This window comes from Chryseobacterium sp. Leaf201 (assembly GCF_001421435.1).
GTDB lineage: Bacteria > Bacteroidota > Bacteroidia > Flavobacteriales > Weeksellaceae > Chryseobacterium.
On sequence record NZ_LMKA01000053.1, the window covers coordinates 47,278 to 67,287 of the forward strand.

Annotated in this window: 14 protein-coding genes and 1 tRNA gene; 12 read left to right on the plus strand and 3 right to left on the minus strand. The window is 40.0% G+C overall.

Annotation, left to right across the window (positions count from 1 at the left end; genetic code table 11):
* Window positions 1-247 precede the first annotated feature (247 nt).
* The 3 genes from ASE55_RS04865 to ASE55_RS04875 all read left to right on the plus strand — a co-directional run bounded on the left by ASE55_RS04865 (window position 248) and on the right by ASE55_RS04875 (window position 6,441).
* On the plus strand, window positions 248-1,408 hold the full coding sequence (locus ASE55_RS04865; RefSeq protein ID WP_056216197.1) for an efflux RND transporter periplasmic adaptor subunit: 1,161 nt from the start codon (window positions 248-250) through the stop codon (window positions 1,406-1,408).
* 142 nt (window positions 1,409-1,550) lie between these two features.
* On the plus strand, window positions 1,551-4,724 hold the full coding sequence (locus tag ASE55_RS04870; RefSeq protein WP_056216199.1) for an efflux RND transporter permease subunit: 3,174 nt from the start codon (window positions 1,551-1,553) through the stop codon (window positions 4,722-4,724).
* Between the two features lie 304 nt (window positions 4,725-5,028).
* The gene (locus ASE55_RS04875) at window positions 5,029-6,441 is read left to right on the plus strand and encodes an efflux transporter outer membrane subunit (RefSeq protein WP_056216201.1); all 1,413 of its coding nucleotides are present in this window, start codon (window positions 5,029-5,031) and stop codon (window positions 6,439-6,441) included.
* Window positions 6,442-7,090: 649 nt separating this feature from the next.
* Here the strand turns inward: ASE55_RS04875 and miaA are convergent.
* On the minus strand, window positions 7,091-8,005 hold the full coding sequence (gene miaA, locus ASE55_RS04880) for a tRNA (adenosine(37)-N6)-dimethylallyltransferase MiaA (RefSeq protein ID WP_056216203.1): 915 nt from the start codon (window positions 8,003-8,005) through the stop codon (window positions 7,091-7,093).
* A gap of 269 nt (window positions 8,006-8,274) precedes the next feature.
* Between miaA and ASE55_RS04885 the strand changes: the two genes are divergently transcribed.
* From ASE55_RS04885 to ASE55_RS04920, 8 genes are all read left to right on the plus strand, one after another.
* The gene (locus ASE55_RS04885; protein ID WP_056216205.1) at window positions 8,275-9,132 is read left to right on the plus strand and encodes a YicC family protein; all 858 of its coding nucleotides are present in this window, start codon (window positions 8,275-8,277) and stop codon (window positions 9,130-9,132) included.
* Window positions 9,133-9,239: 107 nt separating this feature from the next.
* Complete coding sequence (gene gmk, locus ASE55_RS04890; protein ID WP_056216206.1) at window positions 9,240-9,803, plus strand: guanylate kinase; 564 nt, start codon at window positions 9,240-9,242, stop codon at window positions 9,801-9,803.
* Window positions 9,804-9,903: 100 nt separating this feature from the next.
* The gene (gene nadA / locus ASE55_RS04895; protein WP_056216208.1) at window positions 9,904-10,923 is read left to right on the plus strand and encodes a quinolinate synthase NadA; all 1,020 of its coding nucleotides are present in this window, start codon (window positions 9,904-9,906) and stop codon (window positions 10,921-10,923) included.
* Window positions 10,924-11,418 carry a hypothetical protein gene (locus ASE55_RS04900; protein ID WP_056216210.1) on the plus strand — a complete coding sequence of 165 codons (495 nt, stop codon included), beginning with the start codon at window positions 10,924-10,926 and terminating at the stop codon, window positions 11,416-11,418.
* 36 nt (window positions 11,419-11,454) lie between these two features.
* Complete coding sequence (gene folB, locus ASE55_RS04905) at window positions 11,455-11,823, plus strand: dihydroneopterin aldolase (protein WP_056216214.1); 369 nt, start codon at window positions 11,455-11,457, stop codon at window positions 11,821-11,823.
* An 18-nt stretch (window positions 11,824-11,841) separates the two neighbouring features.
* Entirely contained in the window at window positions 11,842-13,215 is a 1,374-nt protein-coding gene (locus ASE55_RS04910; protein ID WP_238584995.1) for a DUF4403 family protein, read from the plus strand.
* Between the two features lie 24 nt (window positions 13,216-13,239).
* Window positions 13,240-13,749 carry an RDD family protein gene (locus ASE55_RS04915; RefSeq protein WP_056216216.1) on the plus strand — a complete coding sequence of 170 codons (510 nt, stop codon included), beginning with the start codon at window positions 13,240-13,242 and terminating at the stop codon, window positions 13,747-13,749.
* Between the two features lie 59 nt (window positions 13,750-13,808).
* A tRNA-Cys gene (locus tag ASE55_RS04920) sits at window positions 13,809-13,879 on the plus strand.
* A 305-nt stretch (window positions 13,880-14,184) separates the two neighbouring features.
* Here ASE55_RS04920 and ASE55_RS04925 read toward each other — a convergent pair.
* The gene (locus ASE55_RS04925) at window positions 14,185-14,463 is read right to left on the minus strand and encodes a hypothetical protein (protein WP_128414500.1); all 279 of its coding nucleotides are present in this window, start codon (window positions 14,461-14,463) and stop codon (window positions 14,185-14,187) included.
* A 554-nt stretch (window positions 14,464-15,017) separates the two neighbouring features.
* Here ASE55_RS04925 and ASE55_RS04930 point away from each other — a divergent pair.
* Window positions 15,018-15,263: a hypothetical protein gene (locus ASE55_RS04930; RefSeq protein WP_056216220.1), complete on the plus strand. Its 246-nt coding sequence runs from the start codon at window positions 15,018-15,020 to the stop codon at window positions 15,261-15,263.
* A gap of 397 nt (window positions 15,264-15,660) precedes the next feature.
* On the opposite strand, the gene ASE55_RS04935 is transcribed toward ASE55_RS04930, so the two are convergent.
* Window positions 15,661-19,434 (minus strand): fibronectin type III domain-containing protein, encoded by a 3,774-nt coding sequence (locus tag ASE55_RS04935; RefSeq protein ID WP_056216222.1) that lies wholly within the window; start codon window positions 19,432-19,434, stop codon window positions 15,661-15,663.
* Between the last annotated feature and the right edge of the window lie 576 nt (window positions 19,435-20,010).

Genomic DNA, 20,010 nt, shown 5'->3' on the forward strand with positions numbered 1-20,010 from the left:
AATTATATCAGCAAACTCTTCACAATTCGATATTAACACCGTTAGTAAAGTTAACGCATAATTATTATCATTTCTATTACTCTAATTAAAATTCTACCATTATGAAACAACCATCTGATAGCTTTGCATTCTGTTTTTTTTACTACTTAATTAACACTGTTAGCAAAATTAACGGAATATTAATTAAAAACATCATTATATAATTTAACACATTACTTACTCACTTCATTAAAAACTTAAACTCACAATGAAAATATCCGGAAAAATAAGGCTTATCGCACTGATCTCCAGCGTAATCCTTTTACAGAACTGTACCAAAGCCGCTGAAGGCGCAAATATGGCACCGCCCATTCCTGAACTTCCTGTCTATACTGTAATTACATCCCCGGCAACTACCTATCAGGAATTCCCTACCGCACTGGAAGGAAAAAACAATGTAGAAATCAGATCCCAGGTAGACGGTTATCTTGACAGAATCTACGTGGAAGAAGGGGCTTATGTAAGAGCCGGCCAGCCTTTATTCAAAATAGACTCAAGAGCGTACGGCGAGCAGATGAATATGGCACAGGCGAATTTACAGATTGCCAATGCCAATATCCAGAAAGCAAAAGTTGAGGTGGACAGGCTACAGCCGCTGGTTGCTGCAAAAGTGGTTTCTGACGTACAGCTGAGAACTGCAAAAGCCAATTACGCCGCTGCAGTCGCTGCTGCTTCACAGGCAAAAGCTTCGGTTGGCGGAGCAAGAATCAATGTAGGATTTACGACCATTACTGCACCGGTAAGCGGATACATCGGAAGAATCCCTTACAAAAAAGGAAGTCTGATTTCAAGAACAGACCCGAATCCATTGACTTTATTATCAGACATCAGCGAGATTTACGCCTACTTCTCCTTAAGCGAGCTTGATTTTATTGCTTTTCAAAAGCAATATCAGGGTGCAACTTTAGAAGAAAAACTGAAAGATATGCCGATGGTGGAACTGGTGATCGCAGACAACAGCGTCTATCCCCAGAAAGGTAAAATGACTATTGTTGACGGACAGTTTGATAAAACAACAGGTGCCATAAGCGTTCGTGCGGTTTTCCCAAATGCCAACGGAACTTTGAGAACCGGAAACACAGGACGTGTCCGTATGCCTCAGTTGTTCTCCAGTGCATTGGTGGTTCCACAGGAATCTACGTTTGAAATTCAGGACAAGACTTATGTTTACGTGGTCGGAAAAGATCAGAAAGTAACCAGCAGGCCTATCAAAATCTCAGGGAAAACGGAAAACTATTATTTTATTTCTGAAGGTATAAAGCCGGGAGAAAAAATAGTATATGTAGGATTGGGCAGCTTAAAAGACGGTGCTTCCATCAAAGCAAAACCTATTTCTTCTGACAGCCTGCTGAGAGCAAAACCGCTGTAACTGTTTAAACTTAAATCCATTAACCATAGCTTTTATACACTTTAGTCAGATCAGGTTATAATAATGATTAAGAACTGAAGTAAACGCAAGTGTTTAAAATTTAAGCTGAAAGTTTAAGCAACATTAAAAAAATAAACTTCTTATGTTAAAACAATTTATAGAAAGACCGGTACTTTCAACGGTTATCTCCATCATACTCTTATTATTGGGGGCTCTATCCCTCTTTAATTTACCCATCGCCCTTTTTCCGGATATTGCACCGCCGAGTGTTCAGGTGACCGCATTTTATCCGGGAGCGAATGCAGAAGTGGTAGCCCGTTCTGTAGCCACACCAATTGAAGAAGCCGTAAACGGTGTTGAGAACATGACCTACATGACCTCAAACTCCAGTAACGACGGAACCATGACCCTGAGTGTATTTTTCAAACAGGGATCCGATGCAGATAACGCAGCGGTAAACGTTCAGAACCGCGTATCCAAAGCGATGAGCCAGCTTCCGCAGGAAGTGGTACAGGCAGGAATCTCAACACAGAAAGTTCAGAACAGTATGATTATGTTCATGGGATTATCCAGTGACGATCCTAAACAATACGATGAACTTTTCTTACAGAATTATTTAAAAATCAATGTTATTCCGCAAATCCAGCGTATTCCGGGGGTTGCACAGGCACAGGTTTTCGGAACAAGGGATTACTCCATGAGACTCTGGCTGAAACCGGACCGGTTGGCAGCGAATAACCTTTCTCCGCAGGAAGTATTGAACGCAGTGAAAGACCACAACCTTGAAGCCGCTCCGGGACGTCTCGGACAGGGAAGCAAGGAAACGTATGAATATATTTTAAAGTATAAAGGTAAATTAAGTAAAAACGAAGACTACGAAAACATTGCCATCAAATCGAACAGCGACGGTTCTTTCTTGAGGCTGAAAGACGTGGCACGGGTAGAATTCGGTTCCTACACCTATACAGCAGCCAACAGAGTGGACGGTAAGCCTGTTGCCGGATTTGCCATCCTTCAGACGGCAGGTTCAAACGCCAATGAAATTTTAACGGAGATCGAAAGCCAGGTTGAAGAGCTTAAGACGAACCTTCCGAAAGGCGTTGAGCCGATCATCATGTACAATTCCAAAGATTTCTTAGATGCATCAATCCATCAGGTAGTTGAAACACTGGTGATTGCATTTGTCCTTGTATTTTTGGTGGTATATATTTTCCTTCAGGATTTCAGGTCGACCTTAATTCCGGCGATTGCCGTTCCGGTTGCCATTATCGGTACATTCTTTTTCCTTCAGCTGTTTGGATTCAGTATCAATATGTTAACCTTGTTTGCATTAGTCCTCGCCATCGGTATTGTGGTGGATGATGCCATTGTTGTTGTGGAAGCGGTCCATTCCAAAATGGAGCATACGGGGATGCCGGTAGAACAGGCCACGGCAAGCTCAATGAGTGAAATTTCCGGGGCTATTATTTCCATTACCCTGGTGATGTGTGCCGTGTTTATCCCGGTTGGTTTCATGCAGGGCCCCGCGGGAGTTTTCTACAGGCAGTTTGCCTTTACCCTGGCCATTGCAATTCTGATTTCTGCCGTTAATGCATTGACATTAAGCCCGGCTTTGTGTGCGATGTTCTTAAATGACCCTCAGGGAGCACATGGAAAGAAAACAGGTTTCGGAGCAAGATTTTTCAACGCATTCAATGCGAGCTTCGATAACATGACCAGAAAATACATCTACAGCCTTAAATTTTTAATCAAAAATAAATGGGTGGCCATCAGCGGTTTGGTTGTTCTGATTGCAGCAAGTGTTTTCTTAATCAACAAAGCGCCGTCAGGATTTATCCCGACAGAAGACCAGGGGTTCGTTTTGTATGCCGTGAATACACCTCCGGGAAGCTCGCTGGAAAGAACGCATAAAGCAACAGAACAGATTGATAAAGTAATAAAAGGTGAACAAGCGACCAATCACCTCTGGGTATCAGATGGTTTAAATTTTATCAGCAATGCCAACGCTTCTCCTTATGCTGCAGGTTTTATTAAACTGAAAGATTACGAAGACCGGGGTGATATAAAAGATCCTGATCAGATTGCAGCAGGCTTAACCGGGAAAGTAGCGCAGGTAAAAGATGCCAGTGCCTTCTTCTTCAACTTCCCTACTGTTCAGGGATTCGGTAACGTTTCCGGTTTTGAGTTTATGCTTCAGGATAAAACCAACGGTTCTTTCGAGCAATTGGGAACCACCACCCAGGCATTTATCGGAGAACTGATGAAACGCCCGGAAATTGCCTTTGCCTTTACCACGTATGCAGCAGGAAATCCGCAATATACGATTGATGTTGATTCTGATAAAGCCAATCAGTTGGGAGTTTCGATTACAGAATTGATGCAGACGATGCAGATCTATTATGGAAGTAGTTTTGTCTCCGATTTCAACAGATTCGGGAAATATTACCGGGTGATGGCTCAGGCGGACATTCCTTACCGTACCGATGCCAATTCTCTGGAAGGAATTTATGTTAAAAATAAAACAGGCGAAATGGTTCCTGTAAAAACACTGGTGACTTTAAAAAGAACCTTCGGACCTGAAACCGTGACCAGAAACAACTTATTTAATGCCGTTACCATCAACGGAACGCCAAAACCGGGTTACAGTACCGGTGATGCGATTAAAGCGGTAGAAGAAACTGCCCAGAAATCATTACCAAGAGGTTTCGGATATGAGTGGACGGGAATTACCCGTGAGGAAATCAAAACAGGCGGACAAACCACTTTCATCTTCGCATTAAGTATATTATTTGTGTATTTCCTGCTGGCAGCACAATACGAAAGTTATATCCTTCCGTTTGCGGTTATTTTAACGATACCGACAGGGATTTTCGGGGTATTTGCCTTTACGGGATTGGCTGGAATTGACAATAATATTTACGTTCAGGTAGGTTTAATTATGCTCGTCGGGTTGTTGGCGAAAAATGCCATCCTGATTGTGGAATTTGCCGTCCAGAGAAGGAAAGCAGGAAGAACATTACTCGAATCTGCGCTTCAGGCTTCAAGATTGCGTTTAAGACCGATCTTAATGACTTCATTTGCGTTCATCGTTGGGATGCTTCCGCTAGTGTGGTCTCAGGGCGCAGCGGCAAAAGGTAACCACTCTATCGGGATCAGTACGGTCGGAGGAATGTTCACCGGTGTTGTCTTCGGAATCTTTATCATTCCGGTAATGTTTGTGATCTTCCAGTATTTACATGAAAAAATGCCGAGCAGAAAGAAAAAAAGACTTCAGAAACAAAAACTGGAAGCCGAACTTCTGCCAGCTGCTCATTAATAAAATGCTGTACAGAACTTTGAGAATTTTAAACCATTAAGATTTTACCAAGAGATTAGAATATTAAGATGAATTTCACTTGAAACAATTCTTAAAATCTATTTGATTTCCCCTAACCCGTTTAACTATTAAATGTTTTTAACGGTTTGATAATCGAAACAATTTCTTTTGTTAAAGATCTGTTTGCTAACAATTTTCTCAAAGTTCTGTACTCAGTTAAAAGTCATATCTAAAAATCAAAATAGAATCCCAATGAAGATATCTCGATTGTATATGACCTTTAAAAAACAATAAATATCAACCTATGAAAAGAATAAAAAATATCATCATCGCATTTTCGCTGGCTTTAGGCTCGGTTTCCTGTGTGTCTAAACTGGCATTCAAAGAACCTGAACCTGAGCTTCCGGAAACGTTTAAATATACCGCCACTGCCGATACTGCGAGTGTTGCCAACCTGGAATGGAGACAGTTTTTCAATGATCCGATGCTGCAGAATTTAATTGAAAAAGGGATTAAAAACAACTACGATCTACAGATTGCCCTGAAACAGGTAGCTTCTTCACAGGAAAGGCTGAAACAGGCAAAATACCTTCAGTATCCGGATGTCGGTTTCGGGGTTTCCGCACAGATTTCAAGGCCTTCAAAAAACAGCATGAACGGGCAGAGCTTAAATTTATTTTTAGGACAGAGCCATGTGGAAGATTATAATGCGGCATTCAACCTTTCATGGGAAGCGGACATCTGGGGTAAAATTAAAAACCAGCAGGAAGTTTCCAGGATGCAGTACCTGCAGACGTATGAAGCAACAAAAGCCATCCAGACACAGGTTGTTGCGGCGATTGCGCAGGGATATTATAATCTGCTGATGCTGGACAAACAGCTACAGATTGCAAAATCCAATCTGGAACTAAGCACCAACACCCTTTCTCTTACCGAAAAATTGTGGCAGAGCGGCGACACCACTTCTTTGGGAGTGCAACAGGCCACGGCACAAAAGCAGTCGACAGAACTTCTGATTACCCAGCTGGAACAGAATATTGCCATTCAGGAAAATGCATTGAGCATTCTGACCGGCGAAAATCCGGATAAGGTGGACAGAACAATTGAAATGTCTGACACCTCTTTACCACAGGATATTTCTGCAGGGCTTCCGGCAGCGATGGTGAGCCGCCGTCCCGATGTCCGTCAGCAGGAACTGGTGCTATTGGAATCCAATGCAGCAGTCGGGATTGCCCAGGCCAGCATGTATCCGGCGTTGAGAATTACAGCCAACGGCGGGGTCAATTCATTTAAAATTGATAACTGGTTCCAGATTCCGGCATCCTTATTCGGATCTGTTTTAGGAGGCCTGACCCAGCCTGTTTTCCAGAAAAGACAGTTGAAAACGGATTTAAATGTGGCTAAAATCCAGAGAGAGAAAAATGTATTGGCGTTCCGTCAGTCGGTTTTAAATGCGGTAGGCGAAGTTTCTGATGCATTGGTTTCCAATGAAAGCCTAAAAGTTCAGGAACAGAAGGCCACAGAACAGGTAACTACCTTAAAAAACGGAATTAAAAGCGCCGAAATGCTTTACAAAGGCGGAATGGCAAACTATTTAGAAGTGATTACAGCTCAGGGAAATTCTCTGCAGGCTGAACTGAATCTTGCATCCGTAAAAAGACAGAGATTAAGCAGTATTGTAGATCTGTACCGGGCTTTAGGCGGCGGCTGGAAGTAGTAAATTTAATTATATTGTTTGAAGTGCGGTCTTTCGGGATCGCATTTCTTTGTTACTGATATTTCATTGACCTGTCATTTTGAGTGTAATAAAATAAACGAATAACCTGTAAAACTTAGTTTAAAAGTCTTCATTCATCAGAATGTCAATCAGTAAATCATTTAACCATTAAGAATATTAAGTCTAATTAAGAAAAAATCAATTAGATTTTTAATACTTAAGTAAAGCCATCTTAATATTTTAAACTTCAATCAAAATCTTAATGGTTAAGAATTGAGTTTGTTTTTAAACGCAAAGCTTTATATAAAGAATAAATATTTTAGTGAGCAAAGAAAAGCGACAAAGTCGCTGATGAAGATAGCTTCATAAGAATCACTGATATTGATTCAATACTTTGCTTCCTAAAGACATCCGGAACTACAAATAAATCTTTGCATTAAAAATTCAAAGTCTGCTCATTAATATATTCAATCAATCCATTAAATCGTATTGAGATAACAATCTGCAAATTTATTTAACCATTAAGAACATTTAAGTTGTTAAGTCTAATTAAGAAAAAACCAATTAGATTTTTAATACTTAAGTAAAGCCCATCTTAATATTCTAAACTTCTCAATCAAAATCTTAATGGTTCAGAATTGAGTTTGTTTTAAAATTGCTCATTAATATATCCAATCAATCCATCAAAATCCTTTTCAGAATATCCCAACTGCAAATAATAAATATCATCCGCCTTACGGTACCAGGTCAACTGGCGTTTTGCATATCTCCGGCTATTTTTCTTGATTTCAGAAACGGCAAAATCCAGATCCCATTCTCCGTCAAAATACCGGAACAGTTCGGCATACCCTACTGTTTTCAGAGCCGTCAGGTCTTTAAACGGTTCAAGGCTTTTTGCTTCTTCCAACAGTCCTTTTTCCATCATAAGATCAACCCGTCTGTTGATCCGATCGTATAATTCCTCTCTCGGAGCTTCAATCCCGATGCGGATGACATTAAAATCCCGCGTGTCCTGCGAAACAGCAATCTGTTCAGAGTATTTTTTATCCGTCTGCCAGATCACGTCAATTGCCCGCAAAAGCCTTCGGTGATTGTGGATATCCACGACTTCAAAATATTCAGGATCCAGTTGTTTCAATAATTCCTGAAGTTTTTCTATGCCTTTAATTTCGAGTAGATCCTGCAGTTTTTTCTGGTTTTCTTCATCTGCTTCCGGCAGATCATTCAGGCCTTCAATAACCGCTTTTTCATACATCATGCTTCCGCCGACCAGAATAACGGTATCATATTGTTCAAAAAGTTCATTGAGTTTTTGTAAAGCGTCTTCCTCATATTGCCCGATCGAATAATATTCCTGAACGGAAAGATGGCCGATGAAATGATGCGGCGCTTCTGCCAGTTCTTCTGTGGAAGGTGCCGCAGTACCTATTTCCATCCCTTTAAAAAACTGTCGGGAGTCGCAGGAAATAATCTCCGTACCGAAATGTTTGGCCAGATCGATAGCTAACCGTGTTTTTCCTATCCCGGTGGGCCCAGCCACAGAAATTAAATTTTTCTTTTTCACTGCGCTAATTTACGAAATTGAACTAATTTGAATTTTATTTCTGAATCACAAAAGAAAATGTTAATCTGCTACAGGAGGGACGTTATAGATGGAAGTAAGATTCGTCAGAATATTGCCTGCAGTCATCACAGAATGAGATGGAGATCTTATATTCTTTTATATCCATTATCATCTTCCCGCTTCCTGCTCCCTATTTTCGAGCTTTCAGCCATTCCACTTTAGTTAAACTATAGACTTAAATGTTTATCTTTGTAGGACAATAAAAAACTATGATTTTATCAATGACCGGATTCGGCAGGGCCGAAGATGTTTTTGAAGGCAAAAAGATTACCCTCGATATCAAGTCACTGAACTCTAAGAGCTTTGATTTAAATATTAAAATACCTTTACGCTATAAAGAAAAAGAATTCGAGATCAGAAAAATTCTTAACGACAGGATCATCCGCGGAAAAGTGGACTGCTATGTCAACATAGAAAATCTGGAGGAAACCAACGATGTGAAAATCAATAAAAGTTTAATTGATTCGTACATCAATGAACTCAGAAGCATTGCATCGGACGCCCCTGATTTCGAGTATCTTAAAATGGCTGTACGTCTTCCGGATGCCATCACATCAAGACCGGATGAGTTATCTGAAGGTGAATGGGAATCCCTGGCAAAAATTGTTCATGCTGCGGTAGACCGTTTTGAGGAATTCAGAAAAACGGAAGGAAAAATCCTGCATGAGGAACTGGAAAGGAACCTTCAGAATATTGATAAATATCTTGGTGCGGTTATTCCTTTTGAAGAAGTAAGAATCCAGAGCGTAAAAGAGCGTTATCAAAAATCTTTAAAAGAATTTGAGAATGTGGACGAGACACGTTTTTATCAGGAAATGGCTTATTTTACAGAAAAACTGGATATTTCCGAGGAAAAAGTAAGGCTTGCACAACACCTGAAATACTACAAGGAAGTTATGGACAATGAAGATTTCAACGGGAAAAAGCTTGGCTTTATCTCTCAGGAAATCGGGAGGGAAATCAATACATTGGGATCAAAAGCCAATCATGCCGAAATCCAGAAACTGGTAGTGATGATGAAGGATGATTTGGAAAAAATTAAAGAGCAAACATTAAACGTTTTGTAAAAAGTTATACGTTATTAATGATGAGTTATCAGTTGCCTGCTGCTGATTATTTGTTACAGGTTCCAGAAAACTCATCATTAATAACTTATGATTCATAACTCACTAAAATGAATAAGGTTATCATATTTTCGGCACCGTCCGGAAGCGGGAAAACAACACTGGTAAAACATGCCCTGGAAGCATTCAGTGAACTTCAGTTTTCCATTTCATGTACAACGAGACCGCCGAGAGGCAGCGAACAGCATGCAGTGGATTATCATTTTTTAACCCCCGAAGAATTCAGGCAGAAAATCGCAGAGGATGCTTTTGTGGAATTTGAAGAGGTGTATACCGACAAATACTACGGAACATTAAAATCTGAAGTCGAAAAAATCTGGGAACAGGGAAAAGTGGTGATTTTTGACGTGGATGTCAAAGGCGGAATCTCTTTAAAAAAGTATTTCGGGGATAACGCCATGTCAGTTTTCATTGAACCGCCTTCTGTTGAAGAACTGGAACGGAGATTGATCTTAAGGAATACCGATGATGCCGAAACCATCAGGACCCGTGTGGAAAAAGCGGAAGAAGAAATTTCCTATGCCAAAGAATTTGACAAAATCGTCATCAATACACGCCTGAACGAGGCCAAACAAGAAATAGAAAGTTTAATAAAAAAATTTATAGAAAGTTAAAGGCTGGATGATGGAAGTTGAAGCTTGAGGTTTAATAAAATACCGTCAAGATTCTAATTTCTAAAATCTAACTTCTATAATCAAAAACATTGGGGTTGATATGAGTACCGAAACATTAGAAAAAGCAAAATCCGCAATTCCTGTAAGGGGGTTTCTGGATATAAAAGATCTTATTATTCCTGAAGGGGAAGAACTGGTGAAGGCGATCCTTCAGCTTAAAGAAGAAAAAAATGCAGTTATTCTGGCGCATTACTACCAGCCCGGAGAGATTCAGGACATTGCCGATTTCCTGGGAGATTCTCTTCAGCTGGCCAGGCAGGCAAAAGATACCAATGCAGACATGATTGTATTCTGCGGTGTACATTTCATGGCAGAGGCAGCAAAAATCCTGAATCCTACGAAAAAAGTAGTCCTCCCCGATACGATGGCCGGATGTTCCCTAGCAGACGGATGTTCAGGGGAAGGCCTGAGAAAAATGCGTGAGCAGCACCCGAATGCACTGATTGCAACATACATCAACTGTAACGCTGAGACCAAAGCTGAAAGTGACATCATTGTTACCAGCTCCAATGCTGAAACGGTGATTGAAGCTTTACCAAAAGACCGCCCGATTATTTTTGCTCCGGATAAGAATCTGGGAAGATATTTATCTCAAAAAACAGGTCGTGACATGATCCTTTGGGACGGAAGCTGTATCGTACATGAAGCATTTTCAATGGAGAGAATTGCAAAACAGTTAGCGGATAATCCGGATGCCAAATTAATTGCCCACCCTGAAAGTGAGGAAGCTGTTTTAAAACTGGCCCATTTTATCGGTTCTACTTCTGCCCTGCTGAATTTCGTGGAACAGGATGACTGCCAGAAATTCATTATTGCAACCGAAGAAGGGATTCTTCACGAAATGAGGAAACGTGCCCCGCACAAGGAACTGATTCCGGCTTTGGTTTTTGATGAAAGCTGTAACTGTTCAGAATGTTTCTATATGAAGCGCAACACAATGGAAAAACTGTACTTATGCATGAAGTATGAACTTCCGGAAATTCTGATTGATGAAGAATTAAGGTTGAAGGCTCTGAAACCGATTGAAGCCATGCTGGATCTTTCGAAAAGTATAAAATAAATGAAAAAACCCTTTCTGCTTTTATTTTTATTTGTTGTTACTTTTTATTACTCTCAAGATAAAAAAGAGATTATTAAACAGGCAAATGAAATGAGGAACCATTTTATGAAAAAAAATTACACGGCTTATAGCAATTATGTATATGATGGTGTCATAAAAATGTTTGGTGATAAAAAGAGTATGATTGATGCTTCCGTAGATACTGTAAACAGGATGGAAGATGCCGGATTTATTTTTAAAAATGTTAATTTCTCTGAAATTTTAAATGTTATTAATTATAAAAATGAATTACAGGCCGTAGTGCATCAGATAATAGAAATGAAAACTCCAAAGGGTAATGTATTAGGAGACTACTATCTCATCGCTTTTTCAAAAGACGGAAAGTTGTGGAGGTTTATTGATACTTCCGGAAAGGATATTAGTGAAGTCCGAAAATATTTTAAAAATTTAAGCCCGGAACTTTATATACCCAAAAAGAAAATCAAACAAGAATAAAGCGGGTTCATACTCGCTTTTTTAATTATATATAAAATGAGTAAAATATTTCTTGAAGAGGTGAAAATTTATGCCTATCATGGTGTCCTTCCGGAAGAGAACAGCATTGGAACGTACTATATTCTTAATGTGGAACTTCACACCGATTTGTGGAAAGCTGCAGCATCAGACGATCTGGCTGATACGATAAGTTATGCAGACGTCAATGAAATTATCCACCGTGAAATGAAGATCAAATCCAAACTGCTGGAACATGTGGCGGGGAGAATCATTGATAAAATTCACGAAAACTTTTCAGGGATTTCTTACATTAAACTGAAAATCACCAAAACAGCACCGCCCATGAAAGGCGAAATGAAAGGGGCGGCCATTGAACTGGAAAAAAGTTTTAAGCCCGAAAATTAATTGCTTACTTTTGTTTGAATGACACTGTTGAGAATCCTGACCCTACTATTTCTGACCGCTTCTGTTTATATTTTCGGACAGACCGCAATAGGTAACGAGCCCGGCTCCTATAATTTCCCAAAGTTAAAATCCAGCATTACCATGCCGGTAACCATTCCGCTTTCTGAGATCAGCAACATGATCAATGCTTCCGTAAAAGACCTTATCTATCAGGACGACTCATATACCGATAACAACAATGATCAGTTTAAGGTAAAGGTCTGGAAAACCCGCCCGATACGGCTTGTAGGCGGCACCAGCCAGAACCTACTCATTGAAGTACCTTTAAAAATCTGGGCAGAAAAAGGCATCGGTACTTTAGGGATCTATACTTACCAGAACACGACTTTTGAAACGGTGATGTCCTTTAACACCACCCTTAATTTCAAAAATAACTGGACGGTTACAACAGCAACCCAACCAAACGGCTTCAGATGGGTTATCAAACCAACCCTGGACTTCGGCAAAATACACATCCCGATTACCCCTCTGGTTGAGAAAAGCTTAAAAGAACAGCAGGAGAAATTCTGCAAAACCATTGATCAGCAGATGGCTTCCCAACTTAATTTCCAGCAGTATGCCGTGATAGCCCTGAATGCTTTTTCCAATCCGTTTCCCATTTCAGAAGAATACAATACGTGGCTGAAAGTGACGCCGATCAGTGTGCATGTGACGCCGTTAAAATTCTACGGGAACCAGATCGACACCAATCTGGGGATTGATGTCTATTCCGAGACTTTTACCGGGAGCAGACCGCCATCTTCACCGCCTGTAAAAACCGCTCCGGATTTCACCTTCGTCCCGGTTCCGGCGGATCAGTTCCTGATCCGGACCACAGCCAATATCCCGTTTACGGAAGCCACCCTTATTGCCCGGAATCTGTTTTTAGATAAAGCATATGATGTAAGAGGATCTGCCGTAAAAATCAAAGATATAAAAGTGTACGGTGTTGATGACCGGGTGATGATTGAAGCGGAAACGGAAGGGTACATTACCGGGCGCGCTTTCATATCAGGAATTCCGGTTTATGATGAGGCTAAAAAGAAAATTGTTCTTTCCAATACGAAGTTTAATTTAAAAACATCAAATATGATACAGAAGACGGCTACCCTTCTGTTTCGGGGAAAGATTGTGAAAACCATTGAAGATGAATACGGGATCCCGACACTGGATCTGGAAAATACATCAAAGAAAAGCATAGAGGAAGCTTTTAACAAAGAATATTACAAAGGCCTGAAAATGAACGGAAAGGTCTTCAGTCTTAAACCGGGGACCATCTTTATTAACCCGTCCGGAATTACTGCTGTTATCGATACAAAAGCCACTTTACGGCTTACCCTCAGCGGAATTTAAAACTAACTAAACCATATTTAAAACATGAGAAAATATTTACGGATTATTGACCGCAACAGAGCCACGAAATGGATAAGATTTGCCAATTTTATCATTGACCGGGTTATTTTTAACCTGTCTTTTATGGTTATAGGCTTCATAGGCGTATTCATAGACAAACTTCTGGGATCTTATTATATTTCTACCTTTTTTCTGAAAATATCTGAAGTCAACCGCCTTGTTGACATCGTAATTACTTCCCTCCTGTTTTTTGTCTATACTTTTTTAATGGAATATTTCACCAAAGGCAGAACAATTGCAAAGTACATAACAAGGACCAGAGTGATTACCACAGATGGACAAACCCCTACCCTGAATGAATTTTTTATCAGAAATATTTCACGGCTGGTTCCCTTCGACGCCCTTTCCTTTTTGGGAGAAAACGGCTGGCACGACAGCTGGAGTGATACGCGCGTTATCAATATTAAAAATTATGAGTCTGAAAGACAGGCAAAAAGCGAAATAGAAGACATCGGAACAAAAGAAATTGTCTGAAAATTTTTATTGAATAATATATTTTGCTATATTTGCACACCTGAAAATGGTAAAGACATGGTACTTTGGCCGAGCGGCTAGGCAGTGGTCTGCAACACCATCCACAGCGGTTCGAATCCGCTAGGTACCTCTTAAAATCCCTATTCTATCATATAGTTTAGGGATTTTTTTGTTTGTAGTGATGCAAAAGTAATTCAGTGACACAACGCTACATTTGGCATTTTTATTTTTGACTGAGCTTCCGTAAAGATTAGTCAGTAAATCTTATTTGAATCATAAATAATTTCTTGCCTAAATCACTGTAGCCACAGCATATCGGATCATCATATAAATTATCAAGATTATAATCTATACAATAGTTTTAATAATAATCCGACAAAGCCTTTTAAAAACCACGGAATTGATTGGCCCTGATCATAAAACCGGTCAGGATAATTATCTTATCACCTTTTCGATCTGCGCTTTGGCACACTGGAAAGCTTCCTCAGCTTCTTCGTAAAAAATTTTCAGAGATATTTCAAACCCGCTGGCCATAAAAAACGTCACATTGCCTTCCAGGTTAAAGCTCAGGAAGCCGATGTGGTCTGCATTGATAATCAAAGGCTTGCCAAGAACCTTTGCACCTTCAATGGAGTTGGGCTTCTTTACGTAAATTACATGAGATGCCTTTAGATAGATCAACCCATCAGATGTTGTTTTAACTATATATGACACAGATATTTTTTGTAAAGATACAATTTTATCCATGTACAAAAAACCCCCGGCCAAAGCAGAGGATTAAATGAAAAAATTAATATGTAAGTGATGGTGTTTTGTTTAAAATATTCCCAATTACCCGGAGAATGTAACAGTTCTTGATATGATTTTATAGTTGTAAATTCTTATTCAAGTATTATGCCAGGAATGGTAAAATTTCTCAGTTTTCAATGAATAAGGTATTTAAGTTTCAAGATAAAAAATATCCTATCCGTTTATAATAAAAAACCCCTCACAAGAGGGGCAAACTTACTGAGATTTTAACATTTATATGTTATCTGTGTAAAATTAAAAACTTAAACAGTATGAGTTTATGATTTCAGTCAACAAAAAATCCCCACATTGCTGTGAGGATTAAAATTAATAACCATGAAAACTCAATTAAGCTTGAGAATCACTGCAAATCTATTAAATTATTTTCATTATACCTTATGATTCAGACCTATAAAAATTATTATGTCATTATTTTTTATTCACACAATAATGATTAAATTTGTAAAAACTAATTAATCATGACATTCAGCGAAGCATTAAAACACAAAAAAAACATCTTAAGGAATTCCAGTCCTTTTACAAAGACCCTTTATGACTATATTATCATTCCTGATTTAGGAGAAGAAGGACAAAAGTATCTGGAGGATTTCCGGAAATCACCTTCCCTGTTCCTCGATGAAAGCTGTAAGCGATACAGCAGCAATTCTCAATTCAGGCTGTTTTTATATATTAAAAATGCTGATTCTCCTGTAATAGACTACTGATCTGCATCAGTAAACAACATCCTATTCTCATCTCATTCTAATGCTTTTACGATTATTCCAATAAAAAATCCCTGTATTGCTACAGGGATTAAAAACTAATAACCATGAAAACTCAAATTAAACATGAGTGACTACAAATGTATAAAATATACTTTTTCTACAAGCCTGGCAGAGCTGCTAATCTGATTAGTTAACAAATTTTATCAGATATTAAAAAAGCATTAATACTGTTATAAAATTTTTTCAACCATAAAGCACATCCATTATTAACTGTATTTCATAAGTTTATATTACAAAATACTGCTAAAGGCACTTTTCAGTAATATTTAAAATTTTGTTAAAAAAATAAGCCCTCATTTCTGAGGACTTATTTTTATGATGCATTATCAATCAAATATTATTCTTTGATAAACTTTTTCTGGGCAGTACCCTGAACATCTTCAATATCGATTATGTACACTCCGTTGATCAGGGTATGTACATCAACTTTATTATTTAAAATAATGCCTGATGATATGATCTGTCCTGTAGCGTTATAAATCTTATAATTAGCTTTCCTGCTGATGTTCTTCACATTTAATACCGTTTTTACAGGGTTCGGATAAATCAGGATTTCGTCCTGGTTAACCGGATTCTGAATTGCAGGCTTTGAAATCCTTACCGTGTAGTCTTCCACTTCACCATCCGGGAAACTGGTACAGTTCACTGGGATTCCGTCTTTCTGCATCGCAACCCTCATCACGACATATTTGAAGTCGGTCATGCTGATAAATGCATCAGATGGCACAGAGAATGTTCCGCTTGCCGTCTGACTGTTATTTGGCCCCGAAACCAAGATCCTTTCATCAATATCAAAATATCCGTTTCTGTTAAAATCAATCCATACGGCAACTCCCGCATTGGTATTTCCTGATAATTTCTTTTCTATGGTGATATTATTGTTTGAGGAACCCTGGATCAGTTCGATGAATTTATTGGTCACACCGGTATAATCCGTATAGTTCGATCCCAAAGACGGATTCTCTATTTGCGGCTTTCCGTTTGGAGTAACCGTTACTTTTGAAATATAGTCCACCGTAGAACCTGTTGAGGCCATCTGGCAATACGTAATAGTAGGAGTGGTAAACAGATACGGCTGGGTATAAGTTCCCGGTGTTCCGCTGCAGACATTGGCTACCTGCATTTCATACTGTGTTAATTCCGTTAAGCCTGTTAAGGTAACCGTATTTGTGGCAGAAGCAACCGGTGTCCAGCTCGGAATCCCTACTTTTCTGTATCTTAAGATATAAGTAGCTCCCGGGAACGGTTCCCATGTTACGGTTGCCGTTGTTGTGGTAATACCTGTAATAGTAAGTCCCGGAGGCGCAATATCACATGTCCTTTCGGTAGTAAATACTTTAGGGTTTGACCATGTATTCAACGTGCTTTCATTGTTACACATATTGGCAACCTGAACTTCATATGCTGTATAAACGTTCAGTCCGCTAAGTGTGTATGTATTAACTGGAGCCAGAGGCAAAGCAATATTGGCACTCCATCCTGCAGCACCGCTTCCTACGATTCTGTACCTCAGGAAATAACTGGAACTTGCTGCTAATGGCGCCCAGGTAATCAGTGCTGAAGTCGGGGTAATGTTACTGATGGTTACATTCGGAGGCGTAGGGTCGCATCTTGTTAAGAAGGTACTGTGAGAATAAACTCCCGCAGTTCCGTTACAGATGGCCGCCACTTCAACTTCATACTGGGTAGCTGATAAAAGCCCTGTTAATGTTGTGGTATTGGTTGTTGCAGGCGCAGCCGCAGCTCCTACGCTTACCGTCTGCCATGTTGCAGTACCTACAGGTCTGTAACGTACTGTATAGGTAGCACCGCCAATATCCTGGTTCCAGGTTAATACAACTGAATTGTAAGTAGGCGTACCTACTGTTACAACAGGCGTTGCATTGCTGCAGACCCGAAGGATAATATTATCAACGGCAGCCGGCGGCTGTGTTCCCGCGCTTCCGTCATTTCTCCATTCAAATACAAGACGCATCGTCTGTCCTGCAAAGCTGCTTATATTCAGGGCAGGATTAAGAACCGTCTGCCATGTAGCCTGCTGGTTATAGTTGGTACCGATCTGGATCCTTCCCGTTCCGGCAGTAATCTGCGTTCCCGCAACCGGTGTAAAGGTAGCCGGAACCAGCCATACCCTTAAATAATCAAAAGAGCTTTCACCTACTGCTTTCCAGTCAAAAGAGAAGGCCGCAATTGTAGTTCCTGTTGGGATTGCAATATCCCTATAGGCATGAACCACACTTGTAGAGCTTACGTTATAGGCATTTGTTGTTCCGTTTGTATTCGAAATATACACGGAGTTTCCGGTATTTCCCGTAGCACTTCCATAAGCCCATTTGTTTACCTGGGTTCCTGCTGTAAAGCCTAAATCGTTTCCGGTATTGAAATTCTGGATATACGGAAGGTTAGCCGGGACCTGAGTGGTTGTAAAACCGGGACCTGCTACCCAGAAACTTCTGTCCGGCCCTACACAAACCGAACGTACCCAGATATAATAGGTGGTATTGGCTGCCAACAGAGTTAAATTAAGCGTTGTGGTTGCAGATGGACCGGTAGGTATGGTTGCACCGGTAGGCGCTACGTTTGTTGTGGACAGATAATACTGGTATCCGCCAACCGGCGCAGGCGCAGGGGCCGCCCAGGTTACGGTAGCCGTAGTCGTTCCAACCGTTGTTACTGTTATATTGGATGGTACTTTACAGGTAGGAATACTCAGGTTGATATTATCAATTGCTACAGGAGGCTGTGTTCCGCCGCTTCCGTCATTTCTCCATTCGAATACCAGACGCATGGTCTGAGCTGAGAAAGAGCTTAAATTCACTGCTGTATTAAAGTAATTCTGCCATGAAGTCTGCTGATTAAAGTTTCCTCCGATCTGGATTCTTCCTCCCCCAGCTGTAATCTGGGTTCCTGCTACAGGACTAAAGGAAACAGGAACAAGCCATACTCTTAAATAATCAAAAGAGCTTTCCCCGTCACACTTCCAGTCAAAAGACAAGGTAGCATCCGTAGAACCTGCAGGAACAATGATATCCCTGAAAGCATGCACTACACTGGTAGAAGAAGTAGTATAAGAATTCGCAGTTCCGTTGTTATTGGAAATATAAAGTGAATTTGCAGGATTACCTGTCGCAGAACCATAGAACCATTTGTTTACCTGGGTTCCATTGGTAAGCTGGAGATCGTTTGCGGATGTAAAATTCTGCGTGTAAGGAATGGTAGCGGGCACCTGAGTGGTCGAAAAGCTGGGACCGGCTATCCATACACTCTTATCAGTAGCACTGCATACGGAACGCACCCACCAGAAGTAAGTGGTACTGGCAGTAAGTCCGCCAGGGGTTACAGTGGTTCCCGCATTGGCAGTTCCTGCTGTTGCCGCTGTAGGCGCTGTGTTAACAGTACTTAGGTAATATTCGTATCCGTTTCCGGGAGCAGCGGGCGGAGCCGTCCATGATAAGGTAGCCGAAACCGTGGTTATTGCTGATACGGCAGGCGCGGCAGGCGTAAGACAGGTAGGAATGCTCAGGTTGATGTTATCAACTGCGATAGGCGGCTGACTCCCGACGCTTCCGTCATTTCTCCACTCAAATACCAATCGCATGGTACTTCCTGCATAGGCACTGATATTAAGGTTTATGGTACTGAAATTCTGCCATGTGGTTTCCTGGTTGAACTGGCCAACCTGAACCCTTCCCGTTCCGGCTGTTATCTGGGTACCCACTGTAGGTGTAAATGTAGCCGGGACCACCCAAACTCTCAAATAATCAAATGTACTTTCTCCGTCGCCTTTCCAGTCAAAAGAAAAATTAGCAATTGTAGATCCCGCAGGAATGGTAAAGTCCCTGTAGGCCTGCACAACGCTGCTTGAAGTTACGGTGTAGGCATTGGCAACACCATTGTTATTTGAGATATACAGTGAGCTGCCTGTATTACCCGTTACAGCACCGTAAAACCACTTATTGGTCTGAGTTCCGTTGAGCAACGTGAAATCATTCGCGGTGGTAAAGTTTTGTGAATACGGTAATGTAGCAGGTGCCTGTCCATAAGCATCCGGTATGGCGCCTAAATTTAACAGACACAGAAGAAGCACTAGAAAAGTAGAAATTTTCTTCATAAGTTATCATTTAATATTAATCGTTGCAAATCTAAATTGTTTTTTAATAATACAGCGTATAAAACAGAATGTTTTTACAGAAATCCTGAATAATTGTGAAAGAATTATCGAACTATAAATGTTTATGTTTAATAAACGATTATTCCTTTATTTTATTATACATGAATAAGATTACCGTAAATCAACAGAAATGATATGAACTGAAATGCTCTGCCTTTACCTGTTTAAAAAATGGATTTTTAAATAAACTGCTTCTATTGTTTTATCGTTTTACAGAAATTGCGCGGCTTTTAAATATTAAGTTCAGTCTTTCATAAGATTTTAAGCTGTTTAAATTTCAGTTTTAAAACTTTATTAAAATATATTCTCTGATGACCTATAAATAATACTATACCTAACAATAGGCAAAAAATAAGGCCTCCTGAAAAAGGAGACCCAAAAACACAAATGATGAAAAAAATTTTGTAGAATCAATTAATTTAATTGTGGTATAAAAATAATCTTAAAAATACATTGAGTCTTATGAGTGAAATCATATTGAACAAATTTATCTGAAATCATAGAATTTATTCTATA